Source organism: Bacillus sp. PDNC022 (assembly GCF_016919285.1).
GTDB classification, from domain to species: Bacteria; Bacillota; Bacilli; order Bacillales; family Bacillaceae; genus Bacillus; species Bacillus safensis.
In genome coordinates this window covers 2,267,946-2,288,570 of record NZ_CP070345.1, presented here as the reverse complement: position 1 = coordinate 2,288,570, position 20,625 = coordinate 2,267,946, and the positions used below count along the sequence as shown (strand labels likewise).

The 20,625-nt window shown below is 40.0% G+C and carries 26 protein-coding genes; 15 read left to right on the top strand and 11 right to left on the bottom strand.

Annotated features, from left to right (window positions below):
• Window positions 1-45: 45 nt before the first annotated feature.
• Window positions 46-1,095 (bottom strand): NAD(P)-dependent alcohol dehydrogenase, encoded by a 1,050-nt coding sequence (locus JVX94_RS11855; RefSeq protein WP_205183239.1) that lies wholly within the window; start codon window positions 1,093-1,095, stop codon window positions 46-48.
• Between the two features lie 218 nt (window positions 1,096-1,313).
• Between JVX94_RS11855 and JVX94_RS11850 the strand changes: the two genes are divergently transcribed.
• Window positions 1,314-1,715 carry a MerR family transcriptional regulator gene (locus tag JVX94_RS11850; protein ID WP_095407819.1) on the top strand — a complete coding sequence of 134 codons (402 nt, stop codon included), beginning with the start codon at window positions 1,314-1,316 and terminating at the stop codon, window positions 1,713-1,715.
• Between the two features lie 43 nt (window positions 1,716-1,758).
• Here JVX94_RS11850 and bglS read toward each other — a convergent pair whose 3' ends face one another.
• A complete protein-coding gene (gene bglS / locus JVX94_RS11845) occupies window positions 1,759-2,487 on the bottom strand; it encodes a beta-glucanase (protein ID WP_025093569.1) in 729 nt (242 codons plus the stop codon).
• Between the two features lie 247 nt (window positions 2,488-2,734).
• Here bglS and JVX94_RS11840 point away from each other — a divergent pair, with 247 nt between their 5' ends.
• The 5 genes from JVX94_RS11840 to JVX94_RS11820 all read left to right on the top strand — a co-directional run bounded on the left by JVX94_RS11840 (window position 2,735) and on the right by JVX94_RS11820 (window position 7,342).
• Window positions 2,735-3,331, top strand: coding sequence for a TetR/AcrR family transcriptional regulator (locus JVX94_RS11840; protein WP_223250939.1), 597 nt, complete (start codon window positions 2,735-2,737; stop codon window positions 3,329-3,331).
• Window positions 3,332-3,409: 78 nt separating this feature from the next.
• Window positions 3,410-4,849: a DHA2 family efflux MFS transporter permease subunit gene (locus JVX94_RS11835; RefSeq protein ID WP_205183237.1), complete on the top strand. Its 1,440-nt coding sequence runs from the start codon at window positions 3,410-3,412 to the stop codon at window positions 4,847-4,849.
• Window positions 4,850-5,040: 191 nt separating this feature from the next.
• Entirely contained in the window at window positions 5,041-5,934 is an 894-nt protein-coding gene (locus JVX94_RS11830) for an alpha/beta hydrolase (protein WP_205183234.1), read from the top strand.
• A 156-nt stretch (window positions 5,935-6,090) separates the two neighbouring features.
• Window positions 6,091-6,468: an MmcQ/YjbR family DNA-binding protein gene (locus JVX94_RS11825; protein WP_144472917.1), complete on the top strand. Its 378-nt coding sequence runs from the start codon at window positions 6,091-6,093 to the stop codon at window positions 6,466-6,468.
• A 112-nt stretch (window positions 6,469-6,580) separates the two neighbouring features.
• Window positions 6,581-7,342, top strand: a complete 762-nt coding sequence (locus JVX94_RS11820) for an SDR family NAD(P)-dependent oxidoreductase (RefSeq protein WP_205183232.1) — start codon at window positions 6,581-6,583, stop codon at window positions 7,340-7,342.
• Between the two features lie 305 nt (window positions 7,343-7,647).
• Here JVX94_RS11820 and JVX94_RS11815 read toward each other — a convergent pair whose 3' ends face one another.
• Genes JVX94_RS11815 through JVX94_RS11805 form a run of 3 tightly spaced genes read right to left on the bottom strand, consistent with a single transcriptional unit; the run spans window position 7,648 to window position 9,641 of the window.
• Window positions 7,648-8,004 (bottom strand): hypothetical protein, encoded by a 357-nt coding sequence (locus JVX94_RS11815; RefSeq protein WP_205183230.1) that lies wholly within the window; start codon window positions 8,002-8,004, stop codon window positions 7,648-7,650.
• Window positions 7,989-8,846 (bottom strand): SAR2788 family putative toxin, encoded by an 858-nt coding sequence (locus JVX94_RS11810; RefSeq protein WP_205183227.1) that lies wholly within the window; start codon window positions 8,844-8,846, stop codon window positions 7,989-7,991. The genes JVX94_RS11815 and JVX94_RS11810 overlap by 16 nt, the downstream gene beginning before the upstream one ends.
• 9 nt (window positions 8,847-8,855) lie before the next feature.
• On the bottom strand, window positions 8,856-9,641 hold the full coding sequence (locus tag JVX94_RS11805; protein WP_205183224.1) for a S8 family peptidase: 786 nt from the start codon (window positions 9,639-9,641) through the stop codon (window positions 8,856-8,858).
• A gap of 268 nt (window positions 9,642-9,909) precedes the next feature.
• Here JVX94_RS11805 and JVX94_RS11800 point away from each other — a divergent pair, with 268 nt between their 5' ends.
• Window positions 9,910-11,058, top strand: coding sequence for a type II asparaginase (locus tag JVX94_RS11800; protein WP_111289868.1), 1,149 nt, complete (start codon window positions 9,910-9,912; stop codon window positions 11,056-11,058).
• A gap of 36 nt (window positions 11,059-11,094) precedes the next feature.
• On the opposite strand, the gene JVX94_RS11795 is transcribed toward JVX94_RS11800, so the two are convergent.
• Window positions 11,095-11,988 carry an alpha/beta fold hydrolase gene (locus tag JVX94_RS11795; RefSeq protein WP_205183221.1) on the bottom strand — a complete coding sequence of 298 codons (894 nt, stop codon included), beginning with the start codon at window positions 11,986-11,988 and terminating at the stop codon, window positions 11,095-11,097.
• 56 nt (window positions 11,989-12,044) lie between these two features.
• Window positions 12,045-12,497: a MarR family winged helix-turn-helix transcriptional regulator gene (locus tag JVX94_RS11790; protein WP_034284102.1), complete on the bottom strand. Its 453-nt coding sequence runs from the start codon at window positions 12,495-12,497 to the stop codon at window positions 12,045-12,047.
• 422 nt (window positions 12,498-12,919) lie between these two features.
• On the opposite strand from JVX94_RS11790, the gene JVX94_RS11785 reads away from it, so the two are divergent.
• From JVX94_RS11785 to JVX94_RS11775, 3 genes are all read left to right on the top strand, one after another.
• The gene (locus JVX94_RS11785; protein WP_095407829.1) at window positions 12,920-13,525 is read left to right on the top strand and encodes a TetR/AcrR family transcriptional regulator; all 606 of its coding nucleotides are present in this window, start codon (window positions 12,920-12,922) and stop codon (window positions 13,523-13,525) included.
• A 31-nt stretch (window positions 13,526-13,556) separates the two neighbouring features.
• Window positions 13,557-14,759: an MFS transporter gene (locus JVX94_RS11780; protein ID WP_024425416.1), complete on the top strand. Its 1,203-nt coding sequence runs from the start codon at window positions 13,557-13,559 to the stop codon at window positions 14,757-14,759.
• A 139-nt stretch (window positions 14,760-14,898) separates the two neighbouring features.
• Window positions 14,899-15,684 carry a GNAT family N-acetyltransferase gene (locus JVX94_RS11775; protein WP_205183219.1) on the top strand — a complete coding sequence of 262 codons (786 nt, stop codon included), beginning with the start codon at window positions 14,899-14,901 and terminating at the stop codon, window positions 15,682-15,684.
• On the opposite strand, the gene JVX94_RS11770 is transcribed toward JVX94_RS11775, so the two are convergent.
• A complete protein-coding gene (locus tag JVX94_RS11770) occupies window positions 15,679-16,152 on the bottom strand; it encodes a GNAT family N-acetyltransferase (RefSeq protein ID WP_205183217.1) in 474 nt (157 codons plus the stop codon). The two genes, JVX94_RS11775 and JVX94_RS11770, sit on opposite strands and share 6 nt — an antisense overlap.
• A gap of 53 nt (window positions 16,153-16,205) precedes the next feature.
• Between JVX94_RS11770 and JVX94_RS11765 the strand changes: the two genes are divergently transcribed.
• Entirely contained in the window at window positions 16,206-16,475 is a 270-nt protein-coding gene (locus JVX94_RS11765) for a YesK family protein (protein WP_205183215.1), read from the top strand.
• On the opposite strand, the gene JVX94_RS11760 is transcribed toward JVX94_RS11765, so the two are convergent.
• From JVX94_RS11760 to JVX94_RS11750, 3 genes are all read right to left on the bottom strand, one after another.
• Window positions 16,472-17,011 carry a GNAT family N-acetyltransferase gene (locus JVX94_RS11760; protein ID WP_095407833.1) on the bottom strand — a complete coding sequence of 180 codons (540 nt, stop codon included), beginning with the start codon at window positions 17,009-17,011 and terminating at the stop codon, window positions 16,472-16,474. The two genes, JVX94_RS11765 and JVX94_RS11760, sit on opposite strands and share 4 nt — an antisense overlap.
• A complete protein-coding gene (locus tag JVX94_RS11755) occupies window positions 17,008-17,403 on the bottom strand; it encodes a VOC family protein (protein WP_024425420.1) in 396 nt (131 codons plus the stop codon). Before JVX94_RS11755 ends, JVX94_RS11760 begins: the two co-directional genes overlap by 4 nt.
• A 68-nt stretch (window positions 17,404-17,471) precedes the next feature.
• Window positions 17,472-18,095, bottom strand: a complete 624-nt coding sequence (locus tag JVX94_RS11750; protein WP_205183213.1) for a GNAT family N-acetyltransferase — start codon at window positions 18,093-18,095, stop codon at window positions 17,472-17,474.
• A gap of 149 nt (window positions 18,096-18,244) precedes the next feature.
• Between JVX94_RS11750 and JVX94_RS11745 the strand changes: the two genes are divergently transcribed.
• From JVX94_RS11745 to JVX94_RS11730, 4 genes are all read left to right on the top strand, one after another.
• Complete coding sequence (locus JVX94_RS11745) at window positions 18,245-18,796, top strand: TetR/AcrR family transcriptional regulator (RefSeq protein WP_095407835.1); 552 nt, start codon at window positions 18,245-18,247, stop codon at window positions 18,794-18,796.
• Window positions 18,797-18,881: 85 nt separating this feature from the next.
• Complete coding sequence (locus JVX94_RS11740; protein ID WP_095407836.1) at window positions 18,882-19,424, top strand: dihydrofolate reductase family protein; 543 nt, start codon at window positions 18,882-18,884, stop codon at window positions 19,422-19,424.
• Window positions 19,425-19,532: 108 nt separating this feature from the next.
• Entirely contained in the window at window positions 19,533-20,006 is a 474-nt protein-coding gene (locus JVX94_RS11735; protein WP_095407837.1) for a MarR family winged helix-turn-helix transcriptional regulator, read from the top strand.
• The gene (locus tag JVX94_RS11730; RefSeq protein ID WP_095407838.1) at window positions 19,990-20,613 is read left to right on the top strand and encodes a nitroreductase family protein; all 624 of its coding nucleotides are present in this window, start codon (window positions 19,990-19,992) and stop codon (window positions 20,611-20,613) included. The genes JVX94_RS11735 and JVX94_RS11730 overlap by 17 nt, the downstream gene beginning before the upstream one ends.
• The last annotated feature ends 12 nt before the right edge of the window (window positions 20,614-20,625 follow it).

The following is a 20,625-nucleotide window of genomic DNA, read 5'->3' as shown; positions in this document are numbered from 1 at the left end:
AAAAAAAGACCAGCCATTGAGCCAGTCTTTCAAAATAGAATTCGATCATAACGTCGAAATATCAATCACAAAACGGTAACGAACATCACTTTTCAGCACACGTTCATACGCTTCATCAACTTGATTAGCATTGATGACTTCAATTTGTGGTGCGATGTTGTGAGCAGCTGCGAAATCGAGCATTTCTTGTGTTTCTTGGATGCCGCCAACGAGTGAACCGGCTATGCTGCGGCGGCCGGAAATTAATGAAAAGACGTGGAATTGATCCGGTTTAGGCGGTGCACCGACGTTCACCAAGGTTCCATCTACACGGAGTAAGGACAAATAGGCATCCACGTTAATGTTGGCAGAGACCGTATTGAGAATGAGGTCGTACTGACCGGCTAGTGTCTGAAACGTATTAGGATCACTTGTAGCAAAGTAGTCTTTTGCGCCAAATGACAGTGCTTCTTCTTTTTTATTTAAAGAGCGGCTCAACACCGTCACTTCAGCACCTAGAGCGCTCGCGAATTGAATGGCGACATGACCAAGTCCGCCCATTCCGACGATAGCAACCTTTTTGCCAGGGCCTGCCTTCCAGTGCTTTAATGGTGAATAAGTGGTAATGCCAGCACAGAGAAGAGGACTTGCGGCATCAAGGGGCAGTTGATCAGGAATGCTGACGACAAAGCGCTCTGTCACGACAATCTTTTGACTGTAGCCGCCATAAGTCGGTTCCCCGTCATAGTCACGGCTGTTATACGTTTGGACGACCCCTTTTGTGCAATACTGCTCGTCTCCATTTTGACAATATTCACAGGTGCCGCAGGAATCCACAAAGCAGCCAACGCCTACACGGTCTCCGATCTGAAATTTCGTCACATCATTACCTACAGCTGCAACGACCCCAGTAATCTCATGACCCGGAACCATCGGGAAAATGCCGCCGCCCCATTCATCAAAAGCGCTGTGGATATCTGAATGACAGATCCCGCTAAATTGAATATCAATTAAAATATCATGTGGACGAAGCGCTCTTCGTTCAATGATCGTCCGTTCAAAATTCGCTTTTGCGTGTGAAACTCTTAAAACATTTGATTGGTGCGTCTGACACATTCTTGATCATCCTTTCAAAAATAAGATTCGATTCTTTCTTCTATACTGTACTTGTTAAAGTGGACTATAAGTCAACAGAAAACCTTCTGTGATAATGAATTCAGGCTTTTACGACATTCTTGAATCAAGAATTGAGCCAAAAGCATCTTGCTTTCTTTTTCAAAATGGAGATGATGAGGAAAGGGAGATCGGAAGGTAAGAGAAAGAAGGAGGGTACAATGAAAATAGCACAAGCAGCAAAACAGCTCGATTTATCCACTGCGACACTTAGATATTACGAAAATATTGGTTTGATTAGGGAAATCAAACGTGACGATCATGGGATTCGTGATTATACAGAGGATGATCTTCAATGGATTGAATTTATCAAGTGTATGAGAAATGCAGGGCTCTCGATTGATGCGCTTAGAGAATATACAGCCTTATTTTTTGAGGATGATGATTATACGTTATCTTCGCGAAAAAACATTTTGGTCAATGAACGAGAAAGACTCGTTCAAAAACAAAAGGAAATCGAAGAGACCATTAAACGATTGGATTTCAAAATAGAAAGTTATGAAGATATTATCCACAATCATGAGAAAAAACTCGCTCATCAGCTGAAAACTCATTCTAATTAAACGAAGAAAAACCTGTGACTTGTCACAGGTTTTTTTGATAGAGTTATCTTTTTGTGTAACGCACCCAGTTATAATGTGCGTGGAGCGGTGTAACACCGTTGTAGGAGCCGAGCCATTCATCGACACCTGCACCATTCCACAGGTTCATCATAATTTTCCCTGGTGTTTGAGGAATTTGAGTGGTGGCGGTATGCTTTAATTGCCCATCGACATACCATTTGATAGAGTTTGGCTGCCAGTCAAATGCATACGTGTGATAAGAGTTCGCTGCATCGAAACCAAGGTTGACGATCTTTTCATGATTTCCTACACCATTGGTATAGTAGTTAAACTGTACCTTTGTCGTATCTTTTCCTAGAAATTCAATGTCAATCTCATCCCAAGGCGTACCATCAGTCGGTCCCGTATAAGTGAAGAAAGAAGAGACGATCCCCACATTTTTGGCTGGCTTCATGTTGACTTCATATAGCCCATAGCCGTACGTTTGAACGGAACGGTTTTCTCCGCAGTCAAACTTGTTATAGGCGGGACTTGTGAGCGATAAACGCATTTCACCTGATGAGGTCATCGACACGTTATTTGCACGCCACGTACAGTTAAACATGTTTCCATTCGAGTATCCATCGGCTTTTTGCCATAACCCCGTATTATAGTTGTTAAAAGGTTCATAAAACGATCCACCCGTTTGTGCCGAGGCACCCGCTGTAAATGTGGACAAACTCAAGACTAATCCAGTGACAAGCAACATCAACATTCGTTTCATACGGTACATATTCGCATTCTCCTCTCCTTTTATGGAAGCGCTTTCTTTATTGATCATACATGATTCTTTCAAAAGGGAAAATCGGTCTAAATAATGATAAACAGTGTGCATTATTTAATAGAATTGAAAGAAGGATCATAAGTAAAAAATAATGATTGACATTGCGGACAGTTGTCCGTAAGATAATATCGGGACAATTGTCCCAAGAAAAACCTAAAGTGTTTTGATTTAATACATAGAGATAAGTGTCATGTGGATGAAGGTAAAGAAGGTGAGCATGGTGGAAAAGGATATTGGGGAGGAAATTGAAGAGATCGCATTCTCCTTGTTTCAAGAATTTGGTGTAGAAAATGTCAGCATGCACAAAATTGCGAAAACAGCTGGTGTTGGGCAGGGCACTCTTTACCGCCGCTACGCCAATAAAAGTGATCTGTGCCTTTCTATCCTTGGGGAGAGATTTGAACAGCTGATCCCAGCTTTGCATCTTTACTTGAGCAAAATAAGTGATCAGCCGGTCCGTGAACGTTTGCGCTATGTTCTCGAAGAAATTCATCTGATCGTCGGTCACCATCTAGACTGGATTCGGATGCTCACAATTTCTGGGAATTTAGAGCAGACAAGTAAAGTGTATGAGAGTCATTACAGTCAATCACTTAGACAAATCATTCGTGATTTGCTTGAGGAAGCGAGAGAAAAGGGAGAAGCGAACATACAGGATATAGAACTGACAACGTTATGTATGTCCTCTCCAATGACGCCTGAGCTCATGTTTTATATACATGAATCTGGCTATTCAATCGAAAGAATAGCTCAATTTGCTGCAGAAAAACAGATTTTATCCGTCTTTCAATAGACATAAAAGTGGCTCATTTCTGACCACCCTGACTTCCTAAGTTCATCTAAATTCAAAAAGAAAAGGAGCCAACTTAATATGAACAAACAGAAAGCAGCAGCTTCTGAAATTCGAACGCTGCCCATTATTATTTCTTTTATCACAGCTGGATTTATTGGCCTGTTCAGTGAAACGGCATTAAACATGGCGCTGAGAAGTTTAACGTTAGACTTTGGAATTGAAGCGACGACTGCTCAGTGGCTGACAACAGGATATTTATTAACACTTGGTATTCTCGTACCGATTTCAGGACTCATTCTTCAATGGTTTACGACAAGACAGCTTTTCATTACATCGCTCGTCTTTTCGATCATCGGAACATTTATTGCGGCGGTTGCGCCGGTCTTTAGTATTTTAATGGTAGCACGTGTCGTGCAGGCAGTCGGCACAGCATTGCTTCTACCATTGATGTTTAATACGATTTTGGTCATCATTCCACCTCATAAACGAGGCAGATCGATGGGGATTATTGGTCTTGTGATCATGTTTGCACCAGCTGTCGGCCCGACCGTCTCTGGACTTATTCTGAAATCGTTGACGTGGCATTGGATTTTCTGGATTTCACTTCCTTTATTAATTGCTGCACTCGTATTTGGTTATATCTTTATGCAAAATATTACAGAACCAACAAGACCGAAAATCGACATTTTATCAATTGTGCTTTCAACCATTGGTTTCGGCGGAATTGTATATGGCTTTAGCAGTGCCGGTGAAGGCGGCGGCTGGAGCAGTATGCACGTTATTGTTGCAATCGTAGTTGGTGTCATAGGGATTCTTGTGTTCTCTTTAAGACAGTTGAACATGAAAGAACCAATGCTGAACTTAAGCCCGTTTAAATATCCGATGTTTGTCATTGGGTTACTTCTGATTTTAGTGTGTATGATGGTGATGCTGTCTGCTATGATGATTTTGCCATTGTATCTGCAAACGTCCTTGGCGCTTTCTACATTTACAGCAGGTTTAATGCTATTGCCAGGTGGAATTATCAACGGACTGCTATCCCCAATCATGGGTGGTTTATTTGATAAGTTTGGTCCAAAATGGCTTGTCATTCCAGGTCTTGTCATTGTCGCAGCGACGATGTTTGGCTTTACGAATCTAAGTGTGAATACGTCGATTGGATTCATTGTAACCCTTCATATTACATTAATGATCGGAATCGCGATGATCATGATGCCTGCTCAAACAAATGGATTGAATCAGCTGCCGCCAGAGCTATATCCGCATGGTACAGCGATTATGAATACATTGCAGCAGGTGGCAGGAGCCATTGGAACTGCAATCGGTATCTCGATTCTTTCATCAGGAGCCCGCAGCTTTATGGAAAATGTGTCTGATCCCACAAATCCGATGAATCAGCTGCTCGCCTTTACAAATGGCGTCCAGCATGCATTTATCTTTGCCGTGATCATGACCGTCATTGGGTTAATCATCGCTTTCTTCATTAAACGAGTGAAGGTAGAACAGCAAGTATCATAAGAGAAATGAAAAGCACTGTGGACATAACGCCGCAGTGCTTTTTTATTTGCCCAATGCTTGTTTCAAAGAGAGAAAAAGGGGAGATAGGTAAAAAGTGAACAAATGAAAATTGCTGCTGATTCATTAGGAGGAAAAGATGAAAAGGAAACGAATGAGTAACTAAGAAATGAATAAGATAGGAGTCTGAGATCATGAACTTAGAAGAACAAATCAAAATCGCTGCATCATTACGCCAGCCATCTGAAGGTTCATTAGCGAGTCAATCGGAACTAAAACCAGTAAATCCTCCTGAAGTGAACAAAATGGAATATGATATTCCAACAAGTGCTGGCGAAACAAAGGTGTGGGTATTTAAGCCAGTGAACACATCAAAACAGCTGCTTCCTGTTTTTGTGAATTTACATGGCGGCGGATTTATCATGGGCAGTGCTGAAATGGATAATCCATGGTGTCCAGTCATTGCAGACCGGGCGCAATGTATCGTTGTCAATGTCGAGTATCAGCTTGCACCCGAGCACCCTTTCCCAGCCGCTCTCCATGAATGCTACGATGTACTGAAGTGGCTGTATGAACACCCTGATGAACTTCAAATCGATCAGAATGCATTAGCTATTGGCGGACATAGCGCAGGAGGAAATTTGGCAACGGCTGCTTGTCTATTGAATATTCAAAGAGGAAATACACTCCCAATCGCCTATCAAGTGCTTGATTATCCGCCGCTCGATCTAGCCACTGATCCAGCACAAAAGCCAGCGTTTGAAGAAGCGATTCCAGTTGAATTGGCGAGACTCTTTAATTCCTTCTATCTGCAAGGCCAAGATCCGCAAAATCCGCTCGTTTCTCCGGTTTTTGCAGATCGTTCAACCTTAGCAAAAATGCCTCCAGCTCTCGTCATCACAGCAGAGAGGGATTCGCTGGCTGAAGAAGCCGAGCAATATGCTGCCAAGTTAAAAGAAGCTGGGGTAGACGTCACGTACAAACAATTTAAAGGTGTCCCTCACGGCTTCACGCATGCCGGAGATTTAGCCATAGCTGAAGAAGCTTGGCATCTGATGGGGGATCAATTAAAAAAGGCGTTCGAATAAGAAAAGTAAAGTGATTCAAAGCACAGGAGACAATGGGCCTGTGCTTTTATTATTTGTTTCTGAAAAAGAAAAGTGAATGTAAAAAGGATCAGATATCTTTTCTCGTTGTCGATATAATAGAAAGAATAGATAACCTCTTAAAAAGGAGCGAATGAAATGAAAAAAGAACAGCTACAGGCATTTTGTCTTTCTTTAAAAGGAACAACCCATGATTATCAACCTGAGTGGCAGGCAGATCGTTATCATATTGGCGGAAAGATGTTTGCTATGATGGGGGGAGATGCTAATCGAAAGCCTATCATCACGTTAAAATGTGATCCTCATCGTGCTGAAGAACTAAGAGAGATGCATGAAGGAATTATCCCTGGCTACTATATGAATAAGACTCATTGGAATTCCATTTACCTTGATGCAGACATTCCCTCCTCATTTGTAGAGGAGCTAATCGAACATTCCTACCAATTGGTTTTTCAAAAATTAACAAAAAAATCTCAACATGATATCCTCCAAAATGATTCAAAAGGAAGTGACTGAGGAGCTGTACTAAGTTAGACATGTTGCCTTTTGACTCTCTTCAAAATTGACTTGAGCGAAACGCTGTCGTTATAATTTAACCAGTAAGAAGACACGAATAGGGGGATATAAAATGGGCTATACAGTCATTACAGGAGCAAGCTCAGGTATTGGATATGAGGCGGCTCTTGCCTTTGCAGCACGAGGGAAAAATCTTATATTAGCTGCACGCCGGCTCGATAAACTCCAAGAATTGAAGAAAAAGATTCATGATCAATATCCCGATATCAAAGTAGTCATACAGTCAGTCGATTTAACAAACATAGAGCAAGTGTATTCATTTTATGAATCATTATCAAATTATGAGCTGGATACGTTTATAAATAATGCAGGGTTTGGTCACTTTGGCTCTATAGGAGAACAAGATTTAAGTAAAATTGGGGACATGCTTCATCTGAATATCGAAGCATTAACGATTCTATCCACCTTATTTGTTCATGATTATGAGCAAGTAGAGGGAGCGCAGCTGATTAACATTTCTTCACGAGCAGGCTATACAGTCGTCGGCAATGCTGTCACCTATTCAGCAACGAAGTTTTACGTGAGCGCCTTTACAGAAGGGCTGGCCCTAGAGTTGAAAGGAAAAGGAGCCAAATTACAGGCAAAAGTATTAGCGCCATCCGCGACAGAATCAGAATTTGCAAAGCGTTCATTGGATGTAGACGAATTTGAATATGAAGGCAATTTCAAGAAATATCATACATCAAAAGAAATGGCAGCTTGTATGCTTGAGCTTTATGACAGTGAAAAAACAGTCGGTATTGTGGACGGAAAGACATTCGAATTTGAATTGAAAGATCCGATCTTTTCACACGCTGGTACAGTTATGAAATAAAGATTCCATCACTGAGGTAGATATCCTCAGTGATTTTTTTATGGCATGATTGACTGTATGGTTTAGAGTAGGAGGGGGATTTGGTGACGTATGTAACAAGTGGAGAGGTATGTCAGTTACCCTTACCAGATTAACAGTGATCACTGCACTGAAAGATGTCTGCTGGGTCAAGCGTATTTGGATTACTGAAAACGCTAATAAATTAGATAAAAACAACCTATACATAAAATGCTTTTTTGCTGTATAAAGACATATATTAAAATATGAAAACCACTCAGAATAAAACCTGAGTGGTCTTTGTCCATTTAAATATCATTAAAATCTAATCCAAGATTCTTTTTCATTTGAATCTCTAAGTAATCTCTTTTTAAAAATTTACCGTTTCGAAATTCTGGAGAAAAGATTTTAGGATTGAACAATTCTAGTCCGTTTTCAATCCAATGTTTTCTCCAAATGATATGGGATTTTTCAACGATTTCTTGGTCTGTTAACCCTTCATGATCAAATTCATCACAATCAAAATCATCTACTCCGAACTCAAAACCACAACATGGACAAATCTCGTTACTACCTGCAAAATCGGAATAGTAAGGTCTTTCTTCTAATTCATTATAGCCACAAATTAAACAAATGTTTTTATTCATTTCTACTGGTCCTTCCAATAATTAATTCCTCTTTTAGGCTTGAAAAAAGTGATAATGACATCTTTATCTTTTTGTTTCTCTACAGATAAAAATTCATTTGTTTTTTTATTATATTTATAATAACGGTGTTTACCATTAAATTTTTTCTTGCTTTTCTTTTCTAAAATATTTTTGCTCTTACTTGCTCCTAATAGTTTGCGTGCTTTATTTAAATACTCAGATTTGGTAATGTTACCAAATTCTTTTTTGTGTTTCTTATAATGATAGTCTAGCCGTGACATACTCACTTTTTTGACTGCGTTTGAAGTAGTGGTTTTCTTACCATGTTTTTTAACAGCATTTTTAACAGCAGTTTTACCAAACTTCTTTATTGCTTGGTTAATTCCAACACGAGCAATATAGATTGCTACGATTACTAAAGGATACCATGATGCTTGAATTTGTGAGTCACTTACTGTGTACTCTTCGCCGGTTTCAATATCCACTAATAAGAGATGAGGGTCGCTTTTTTCAGCAACATCAATATCTGCTATTTCAAAATTATATTTTACAGTTTCTTTTGTGTCTTCATCAACAATTTCAGCCTCAACCATTGATAATTGTTCCGATTCTTGAGATAAAATCACTTTACTGTTGATCAATAAATTTTCGTTTTCAACACTTACTTCAAGTTCCTGTTCATTATTCGTGTTTTTAATGACCTCTGTACTATGCAATTCCCCTGTGTTTTGTAAAGTGTTAATATCATTTGAATTAATTTCATCATGTTCATTTGAATTCATAGTCGCATTAGAAATGCTAGGTCCAATAATTGAAAATATCATTACTAAACATATTACTTTAATAATATTCTTAAACATCATAAACTCCTAATTCTTATTTAATAATAGGCCATAACCATAAGTTGAATCTCGTTCGTCATTATTCAGCGGTTGAGTTTTTTGTTTTAATCTGTGAAGAATATCTTTAAAAGATAGCGAAAAGTCATCTGGTATTACCTTGGAAATATACCCTGTAGCATTTGCTGTAGCAAAAGAAGTACCGCTTAAAACTTTAACTTCAGCCAATTTTTTTATTTTCACTGTTTCTACATCTACACCAAGAGAAACAAAGTCAATTTTTCCTTTAGCTGCAAATTTATATATCTTATTTTGAGCATCAACAGCAGAAATAGAAATCACGTTATTATAACGAGCAGGATAATCACTTTTTAAACCAAATTTATTACCTGCAGCAGCTATAATTAAAATATTATGACTAACGACTTCGTCAATCTTTTTTTTAAGTTTTACATTATTCTCAGAAAGACCAAAACTCATATTGATGAGATTCACTTTGTTGTCAATACACCAATCTAATGCTTTGATTAAAGTTTCTACACTTGTGTTTCCATTCTCGTCTAAAATATTTCCATCATAAAAATCTATGTTCTCATTGTTTTTATTAATAATTTCAGCAATTGCAGAACCATGTCCGAAAGAATCCATCACTGTTTTTTTATTATCAAAGCGCTTTATAACAGAAACATCAACATGATTTACGTCAATACCGCTATCAATGACTGCTATTTTAATGTTGTGATCATTTTTAGGTATGTAAATGAAAACAATAGTGATTATTATGAACAAGAAAAGAAAAATAAACTTTATTTTCATATTCCCTCCTTTATAGTATATTCTACTCACGTAATTATTTTTTTCCATATATAAATAATTTTGTTAAGGTAAATTTAAGGTTAAATGGGTTATTTTTATAATTTATTTTTATGTTTTAAAGTAATTCATTAAAAATATAAGGAGCATTCCCAGTATTTGGTTCTAAATCTTTAGCCTCATGCCGATGAATGAAGGTATGGTATAAAGTAAAGCCTATAGAAAGAGATTTAGCCATGAAATCCATCAAATGAGGAAAAGAGATGATCCAATGAACATGACAAAATGGTTAGGTGCTGTCCTTCTTTCTGTTTTATTACTAGTGACAGCAGCCTGTGCGAACACAGGCACTCAAGAGAATACTCAAAGCGAAAAAGAAAACGTATCTAATGAAACAAAAGAGAAAAACAATGCGATTGAAACAGGGAATAAGTCCTTATCAAATATTAAGGTATTAGCCACAGGCGGGACGATTGCTGGCAGTTCAGATAGTGATACAGATACGACAGGCTATAAATCTGGTGCACTTGGCATTGATAAAGTCATTGCTTCAGTTCCGCAGCTGAAGGATATTGCAAATGTCACTGGTGAGCAGGTAGCGAATGTTGGAAGTGAAAATGTTGATGACGCTCTTCTTTTAAAATTAGCCAAACGAGTGAATGAGCTATTAAAAGATGATCAAGTTGATGGCATTGTCATCACGCATGGAACAGATACACTTGAAGAAACAGCTTACTTTTTACATTTGGTAGTCAAAAGTGATAAGCCTGTGGTGGTCGTTGGCTCAATGAGACCAGCGTCGGCTATCAGTGCAGATGGTCCGCTTAACTTGTATCATGCGGTGAAAATTGCATCAACGAAAGAAGCAAAGGGCAAAGGGGTCATGGTCACATTAAATGACCGAATTGCATCAGCTCGATTTGTTACGAAAACAAACACGACCACAACCGATGCCTTCAAGTCACTTGAGCAAGGATACATCGGAGTAGTTACTGGTGAAGTGGTGTCCTTTTATAACGAACCAACAAGAAAACATACAACTGAAAGCGATTTTGATGTATCGAAGATAAAAGAATTGCCGCAAGTCGATATTTTATACGGCTATCAAAATGATCAAAAATATATGTATGATGCTGCAGTGAAAGCAGGAGCGAAAGGGATTGTTGTAGCCGCAGCAGGAAATGGAACGATGTCAACAGAAGCCATCAAAGGAGCAGCAGATGCAGTGAAAAAAGATGTGGTTCTCGTGCGATCAAGCCGAACGGGTAATGGAATTGTCACCCACGAAAAAACGGATGATGAACATCACTTTGTGTCGTCTGATTCATTAAATCCGCAAAAAGCACGCATTCTGCTCATGCTGGCACTAACGAAGACAAAAGATCCAAATAAAGTGCAGAAGTATTATGAACAGTATTAATGAAGAAAAAGACCCGAGTAATATCGGGTCTTTTTTTTATGCATGTTCCTGATGTTCAGCACGCTCCTTTAAAGAGAGTAAAATATCTCGCCAAATATCGTCTACATCAGTAAGAAAGTGCCCTGCTTGATCTATATAATAGGTTTTGACGTCTGGAATCGCCCGAGCTATTTTTTCTATTTCTACAAATGGAGCCATTGTATCTTCTTTCCCATGCCAGACATCAACAGGAATTTGAATATCTTTCATATCGAATGCCCATGGTTTCGAGAGTAAAATGGGTTCACGAATACATTCATCTACCGATTGACGAGTCGCTTCGTGTAAATGTGTCATCATCATTTCTAACTGCTCATCGGTTTGAAGGAATTGCCGATCCCACGGATGTAAATGCTTGTTCCCGTTTTTGGCCAGCTTCTTAAATTTCTCTGGTTTGTTCTCAATCATTTTCTTCTGGGAACGATAGCTTGCTTTCAATAGCCAAGGAAACTTCTTACTAAGGAAAAAAGCCAATTTATTTTCTTTCAGCATACTTTTAGGCGGTTTCCCGTTCTGAAAAGGGGTTGTACTTGAGATCAGTGCAGCTGAAAGGACGCGATCCGGCAATTGATAGGCACAACCAGCAGCGAATGCGCCGCCTCCAGATACACCCATCACTGAAAATTGTTGAATGCCAAGATCATCTGCCACTTCCAGCACGTCTTTTGCCCAGTCTAAAATTGTACGGTCAGGTAGAGGGGTAGATAAACCAAATCCAGGTCGATCCAAACAGATGAGACGAATGCCGAGTTCTTGAGAGATTGGATCATCATCTAAAAACATCACTCTTGATCCAGGTGTCCCATGAAAAAAGAATACTGGAAACCCCTCAAGATCACCGTATTGAGTCAAACCGATGTGACGGCCATCTTGTAAATGAACGCTTTTCATATTTTCATCCCCTTAATAGTTTATCTAGCTTAAATGTCGATGAGAGAAACACCGTATTAAGGCGCTTCTTTCGCAATCTGATAGATTTTTTCGTATAGAGATAGTAATGTTTTTAAATCTTCTTTTGGAAGCTTTGCATAGTATTTTTGTATAAGGTGCAGTTGAATGTCTTCCGTATTCTTGTGATAGTCATGGCCCTTTTGAGCAAAATCAACAATGATTTCTCTTCGGTTATGTGGATTAATTTCTCGTTTGACATAGCCGAGCTGCTCTAGCTTTGATACAAGCTGGCTAGCTGCGCTCGCAGAAATCGAAAAGTAATCAGCTAATTCATTAATTGTTCTCGTTTTCGTGCGCAATAGTTCAAGTGTCAGCTCTTGTTTGGCTGATAAATCTGCATACTCATGTTTTAAAAATCGTTGATACTCTTCTACATAAATTGAGCCTAGCGCATTCGAGTATTCAATGATCTTTTTACCGTAATGAATGATTTCCTCATCCAATGACATCACCTCTCTTCTATTATAGGCAATCTTTATATTTAAGTGAAGTTAAATATAAAGGAAAGTTAAATGAATGACGGATATACTTGAAAGGGAGATCACCGGTATATCCACTTTTTCATCAAAAAGGGACAAAGAATACTTCCCATGATTCCCGCACATTCATAAAATGTCGTTGGCTTGAATTTGAACACGTAGTACGCCAAAGTAGCCATGAAAAGGTCGCAGAAGAAAAATACGTATAAGTCCTTTTTGGTGATAGCACAAATGACTGTTCTGTTAGTTTTCACATGAATCACTCCTTATGAAGTCCAATGCCTTTTTCATTGTATTATGAGGAAAATCCATTTATAATAAAAAAATAAACCAACTGGTCGGTATTATTTTGTCCGCATGAAGAAATGCAGGGTAGAAAGGGATTGTGACACATGACAAGTACACAAAGCGGGGCTGGAAAGAGTGAGAAGACGAAGCAAAAAATCGTCACCGCTTCTCGTGATTTATTTGCGAAAAAAGGATATTCAGAAACATCCGTACGCGATATTTTAGAGGCTGCTGAGGTGAGTAAAGGCAATCTCTATCATCATTTCAAAGGAAAAGAGTTTTTGTTTCTTCATATTATGGAAGAGGATCATCGTTTGATGATGGAAACGTGGCATGAGGAGAAGAAAACACAGCATCGGGCTGTCGATAAGCTCGCTGCATTTGCAGAGATGCTCAGTCAAATGGGCATTAACTACCCATTAATGAGAGCGAGTGAGGAATTTTGTGCCAGTGCTTTTACATCAGACGAAGTCATGGAGCGGCTGAACAAGATTGATGTCGATTTTGATGATGTGATGAGAGATATCTTACTTGAAGGAAACAAAGATGGCAGCTGGTCGATCCAGCATGTGGAGTCAAAAGTGAAATTATTACTTTCCGTTTTTTATGGATTAGACGTGTTATATAAAAATGACACCATGGAGCAGAAGAAAGAGTTGCAAAAAGAGGCGATCTCATTGTTTATTCACGGAATCAACCATCATGAGTAACAAGTGAGTCAGTAAAGGGGAAACAAACATCATGCAAAAACCGATTCGTGAGCAAAAAGCAGTACTCGTGATTTTATTAAGTAATATATTTATTGCGTTTTTAGGCATCGGTCTCATTATTCCTGTCATGCCGTTATTCATGAATGTCATGCATCTAACAGGGAGTACGATGGGATACCTTGTGGCGGCGTTTGCCGTTGCTCAGCTCATCGCATCACCTATTGCAGGGAGATGGGTAGACCGCTACGGAAGAAAGATTATGATTGTGTCTGGGCTGTTTCTATTCGCGTTATCAGAACTTGTTTTTGGTCTTGGTACACACGTGTATGTTCTGTATTTTGCAAGGCTTCTAGGCGGTATTAGTGCAGCATTTATTATGCCGGCTGTCACGGCGTATGTCGCAGATATTACGACCGTTCAAGAAAGATCAAAGGCGATGGGCTATGTCTCTGCGGCCATTAGTACCGGCTTTATCATTGGCCCGGGAATTGGCGGATTTATCGCAGAATACGGCGTACGCCTGCCATTCTTCTTTGCGGCAGGGATTGCGTTTATTGCCGTCATTTCGTCTATGTTTATGTTGAAGGAGCCTTTAACAAAAGAAGAGCGAGAGAAGCAAATGAATGAAGTGAAAGAATCGACTTTCTTTAAAGATTTGAAAAAATCAATTCATCCAAGCTACCTCATCGCCTTTATCATTGTGTTTGTCCTCGCATTTGGACTATCTGCATATGAAACAGTCTTTAGCTTGTTCACAAATCATAAGTTTGGATTTGGTCCAAAAGATATTGCCGTCATCATTACCGTCAGCTCGATTGTGGCAGTCATCATCCAAGTACTTGTGTTTGGTAAACTGGTAAATGCCCTAGGAGAAAAAAGAGTCATTCAGCTATGTCTGATTATCGGGGCTGTCCTTGCTTTCGTTTCAACCGTTGTTTCAGGCTTTTTGGTTGTCTTGATTGTCACATGTGTCATTTTCCTTGCGTTTGATTTATTGCGTCCAGCATTAACGACCTTCTTATCCAAAATCGCTGGCAACCAGCAAGGATTTGTAGCAGGGATGAACTCTACCTACACAAGCCTAGGTACGATTTTCGGACCGGCACTTGGCGGCATTTTATTCGATCAAAATATTCATTTCCCATTTTTATTCGCAGGTGTTGTCTTATTTCTTGGATTAGGCTTAACCCTGATTTGGAAGGGGAAGGTGACAGAAGAAGCATCAGCAGAATAATATCATCCAGAGTATAAGAGACCTTTTAAATGAGGTCTCTTTTTTTAAATGGCGCCTTTGATGCAAAATCCCTTTTTTGGCAAAGAATTCTCTATGTCAGCTGCTTTTTCTTTATAATGGAAGGATAGGGGGGAGCATCGTGCATCTATTGAGGCAGCAAAAGGCACCATTAATGAAAAAAGGAATTAGACAGATTGATCCGGCATATCCAGTGTTTGTAGATGCGGTCATGGATGGCGTCATACAAGGACATCTTTATGTCGATGATGAAGTGCATCCGCTTGTTTATTTTCTCGAAGCTTCATGCGGCATTTATTATGTTGCAGGAAGAAGTGAAGCGGAGCTGTTACGCTGCTCAGCCTTCATTGTGGATGTGTACGAAAGGCAGAAAAGACAAAGCGGCCGATTTACCATATTTTCAGCAAATCCATTAACAGATGCGTTGTTGAAAAAATGCCTTGGGTCACATCTGAATGAGATGGAAAGACATGCGTACGTTTATCCACAGGCACATTCTCATGTCACTTCGCCTCATCCAGGTTATAGAGTAGAGCGGACAAATGAGCAGGTGATGACTGCAAGCAGGGCTTTTCCTCCTAGCTATTATGAAGCCTATTGGGGAGAAACAGCTTGCTTTCTATCAAAGGGAATCGGGATTGCCATTTTAGATAGAGAGAACGTGGTAAGTGAATGCGTCTCTATTTTTTCAAGTAAGGATCGTGCGGAGATAGATATTTGGACAGATGAGACTTATCGAGGAAAAGGTTTGGCACTGCTGGCAGCTCAGCATATGATCAGCATCTGTCTTGAAAAAAAGAGGACACCGCATTGGGATTGCGATGTCCATCACCTTGCTTCAATCAAACTGGCAGAGAAGTTAGGCTTTCAGAGGATCAAAACCTATCGATTGTTTTATGACTCATGATGAGAAGGTCTTGAGATACCAAGCATCCATTGCAGAATGCTCGGAGCCTTCAAGCGGTTCTGAAAGAAGAGAAAAGCCATATCGCTGATAAAGGCCTGTAGCCGCTGTTAATTCCCGGCGGGTTTCTAAATAACACGCTTCGTAGTATGTAGAGGCATATTCCAGCGCCGTATCCATCAGTTTTTTGCCCGCACCTTTTCCTTGTGCTTTTGGATTTAAATAGAGCTTTTGTAATTCACATACGCCATTTGTAAATGGAGCAATCCCTACACCACCCACAATCTCACCCTGCTCTTCAGCAATCCAATAGGCTGCATGAGTCAATGATTGATAGTATTCGAAAAGCTGGTCAAGTTGGGGATCAGTATAGGCAGTTCCTTCAATCGCCAAATTCGCTGATTCTAGTGACTGGCGGATAATCGCTGCGATATACGGATTGTCTTTTTGCTCAATGGGTCTAATGTTCATTTGAAATACCTCCGTTGTTATGGGATCAAAAAAGAGAATAGGAGTTGACATACATGTTCTGGCTGCAAACCGCCTTTTTTACAATCGTTGTCCTGTGGCTCTCATGGTGGGCGGGGAAAAGACGCCGGCAGCGCCATGCGGGGTTCATTGTCCCTATATGCTTGATTTTATTTGGTTTGGTTTTATTGATTGTCAGTTTCTTTATTGGCAGATGGGAAGGCATGGCGCTTAGTCTATCAAGCGTCTCTATCGTTCTCTCTTCCATCATTTGTTTGATTATCGTCACTGGGATTCAATTTTTAAAAAAAGATGACCCTTCTTAAGCGGGAGCATCTGTATTCATCATGTGGTTATATTCTTCACGAAGGATGCCCATGATGATGACATCTGAGTATGTACCGTTGAAATAGAGCGCTTGGCGTCTTTTTCCTTCATATTGAAATCCGGCTTTCTCATAGCTTCGAAAGGCCCTTGGATTGTGGGAAAAGACTTCGAGCTCAAGACGGTTGAGTTCTAATGTGTTAAAGGCAAATGCTTGAACCATCCGAACAGCTTCAGTGCCATAGCCTTTTTGAAAATGCTCCGGCCCGTGAAGCGCAATGCGGAAGCTTGCCGTATGATTGATTGGATCAATGTCCACAATTGCCGCATCCCCAATCATCTCTTTCGTGTCTAGCAGACAAATGGCGAAATCTCGTCTGCTGTCATCTTGCAAAAAGCGGGTATAGGCGGAGCGAATTTCTTCTAGTGTGAACGTTTTGCGTGTGCCAGTCATATGAAGTGTTTCTGCATGCTGGCATCCTCTTTGAATACCAGGATAATCTTGCTCTTCAATCGGTCTCAAAAATATACGAGTCATGACGGATCACCCTCCTCTATATATCGAGAGATTTCAATTAAATTCAGATCAGGATCACGAATATAAACAGATTCAATTGGACCTAATGTACCGGTGCGTCTGACCGGCCCCTCTTCAATGGGGACTACTTGCTTCCGGAGGTGCAGCAGCAAACTGTCCATGTCTAAATCGGTGATAAAGCACAAATCATGAGATCCAGGAAGAGGATGAGCCGCTTTTGGCTCAAATTCATGACCAGCTTCATGAAGGTTGATCTTCTGTAAACCAAAACGAAGCGCTTTACGGCCTTCACCAAAAGTTTCTTCCTTCATCCCTAATACGTTTGTATAAAAGCGAATGGTGTCCTCCATATGTTGTACAGTCAACACGATATGATCAAGTCGTCGTATCATCAGTCTCTCCTCCAAGTATGATCGTTGATTGAACTGACTCTATTATATCATCACCTGAAGGGGATACCTTATTTAATCACGGTTTTATAGCTCCAGCTTTTCAAGGACATGTCCTTTCCGCGCAATACCCTTTCATCAAACTCCATCCAGCCATTTTTTCGGTAGAACTGACGATTGGCCTCATTGTGTGTAATCAGTGTGAACAGTCCGCCGCCTTGCCGGGCGATAAAGGGGAAAAGACCTTGCTTTAACATGCGGCTTCCGAGTTTTTTTCCTTGCTCGTCTTTTGCCACGACAAGTGCTTCTAAATACCAGTAAGGCTGCTTTAAGGAAGAACACGCTCTTTTCGCCTCCTTTAAAACACGGAACACATGCTGAATCGCCGATATACCGCCAGTGAAGAGCAGCTTCAACCCACCTGATAACACATAATCCATGACGCCTGGTTCAGGAAGACGCGGATGCTTTAAAAGGGCAGCAGACACCACTTTCTCGTTCTCAACCCCAACAAAACAGATTTGATGCTGAAAATACACTTTTGTATTGACCAAATGCAGTTGACGGGCGAAAGCAGACCGCTTTGAGACTTTTTCACATAATAAGTCAAAAAATGAATAGTCCTGAAACGAATCATCTAACAACTCTGCCACTTGAGGCAGTTCATCCTCTCTAGCAAGTCTGAAATGAAACATATGATAGTCCTCCTTTATTGAACACATATAGATTATTGAACATGTGTTGATTATAATAAGAAGTAAACCAATCGAACATCGGCAATGAACGAGATCCTGTTCATAAATAGACATTCGGCGCCTGATTGTTCAACAATGGAGGGGATTTCATGAAGGACAGACGAACAATTAAAACAAAAAGAGCCATTCGGGAAAGCTTTCTTGCGCTGTTAAAGGAAAAGGAAGTGCAGCAGATTACGGTATCAGAGCTATCAAGGAAAGCGGATTTAGGCAGGGGAACCTTTTATTTGCACTATCAAGATGTGTTTGATTTATATGAACAGCTTGAGAAAGAACTATTCGATCAGCTCGGGGGGTTATATGATGAAACCTTTCCAAGTCAGGACCCTCTTGATATGCTTTCCTTTTTAAACAAAACGACTGAGTACTTGAAAGAGAATCAATATATGTTGACGTTATTTGTAAAACCAAATGGCCCAACGACCAATCAATTCAAAGCATTTTTCAAAGAAAAAATCATGAAAGAGTGGCAGCTTGATCAGCGGCCGATTACAGAGAATGAGCAAATAGAGGCATCTTTTGTCGTGTCTGGTGTCGTGGGTGTACTCGAGGAATGGATTCATGAAGAAATGACCATTGATGCCGGCAAACTCGCACATAAATTATACGAGCTTCTCGTCAAGGTGGAACAGGAATCGTAAAAAGGGAGAAAGTTATGTAGCCTTTGTGTTTCCTTTTTGATAAAATAGAATATATGTTCCTATTTGAAGTAAGGGAGTGGTGGGATTGAGTGAGAAAAGGAAGCTGCTTTTTTATGGGGCGATGAGTATCGATGGATATTTAGCGAGAGAGGATCATCGGCTAGATTGGCTAATAGGGACAGAGGGCGAAGAAGAAACGAGCTATGACACCTTTTATGCGTCAGTCGATACGCTGATCATGGGGCGCAATACATATGAACAAGTTCTTCAGCTGTCACCAGATGAGTTTCCCTATGAAGGAAAGACATGTTATATCATGTCACGTACGTTACAAGAGAGTTTGGAAGGAACGCATATCATTCGCGAAGATATCTTATCATTTGTAAAAAAATTAAAGAATGAAACAGGCCGGCATATTTGGATTGTCGGTGGCGGGGGACTGCTTCAATCTTGCATACAAGCAAGATTGGTTGATGAGCTTTTTCTTCAAATCGTACCTGTCATGATTGGAAGAGGAATTCCTCTATTTTCGCCAGCGGATTTGGAATCTAGGTTCTCATTACAGGCAGTACAACAATATAAACAAATTGCTGAAATGCATTTTATCTTAAAAGAAGAGGATCACTGAACCAAGGTGGTCTTTTTTTTATGACATAAACTCGTTGACAAGAAAATATCCTAGTGTTAGGATAAATTTATCCTAGTTTTAGGATTTCTTGAAAAAGGAGTAGTTGCCATGGTGCAGCATGATCATGAATTAGATTTAAGGCTATTCCGCGTGTGGATGAAAGCCTATCAAGCCCTTTTTACAAATATCCAAAAAGACATTGAACGTTATGATATCGGATTTGAAAACTTTCAAATCCTTGAATTGCTCTACAGTAAAGGGCCTCAGCCTGTTCAAAAAATTAGCGATATCCTGTCAATCCCAAGTGGAAGCATGACATATGTCGTGAACAAACTAGAAAAACAAGAACTGGTGAAAAGGCAATGTGCGCCTTCAGATAAGAGGGTATTCCACGTACGGCTGACGGAAAAAGGGAAGCAATTGTTTGACAACATTTTCCCTAAACACACAGATGTCATTTCGCAAAATCTATCCTTTATTGAAAAAGAAGAAAAAGAACAGCTCATTGAATTACTAAAAAAAATCGGTTTAGGTGCAAAACAACTTCGCGAAAAGGGGAAACAAGATGACACTCAGCTTTGATACATTGGTACGTGAAAGACGATCCGCATCAAATTTTTTGCCAAATATCTCGATTTCGAGACAAGAGCTTAACAGCATATTTGAAGAGGTCAAGCTGGCACCATCTGCTTTTAACTTACAGCATACACAATATGTTGTCGTTCAAACAGAAGAGCTGAAAGAACAAGTAAGAGAAGCGGCATTTGGACAATATAAAGTGCACTCTGCTTCAGCAGCGATCATCGTACTCGGAGATCCAAATGCTTATGAGCACGCAGGGAACATATATGAAGGCCTGAAAATGCTAGGCATTTTAAATACGCAGCAATATGAAGAAATGGTCAGAGAGACCGTGAGTTTTTATGAGCAGAGAGGAGCAGATTTCCAGAAGGAAGAGGCGATCCGCAATGCTTCCTTATCTGCCATGCTGTTTATGCTTGCCGCTAAAAATAAAGGCTGGGATACTTGCCCGATGATCGGTTTTGATCCCGAAGCAATGAAAAAGGTATTAAACATTCAATCAGATTTGGTTCCTGTGTTAATGATTACACTCGGAAAAGAAAAAGTAGAGAGCAGACAAGCAAGAGGCTACAGAAAGCCAGTTTCTGAATTTGTGACATATTTATAAGATAGGGGGTTC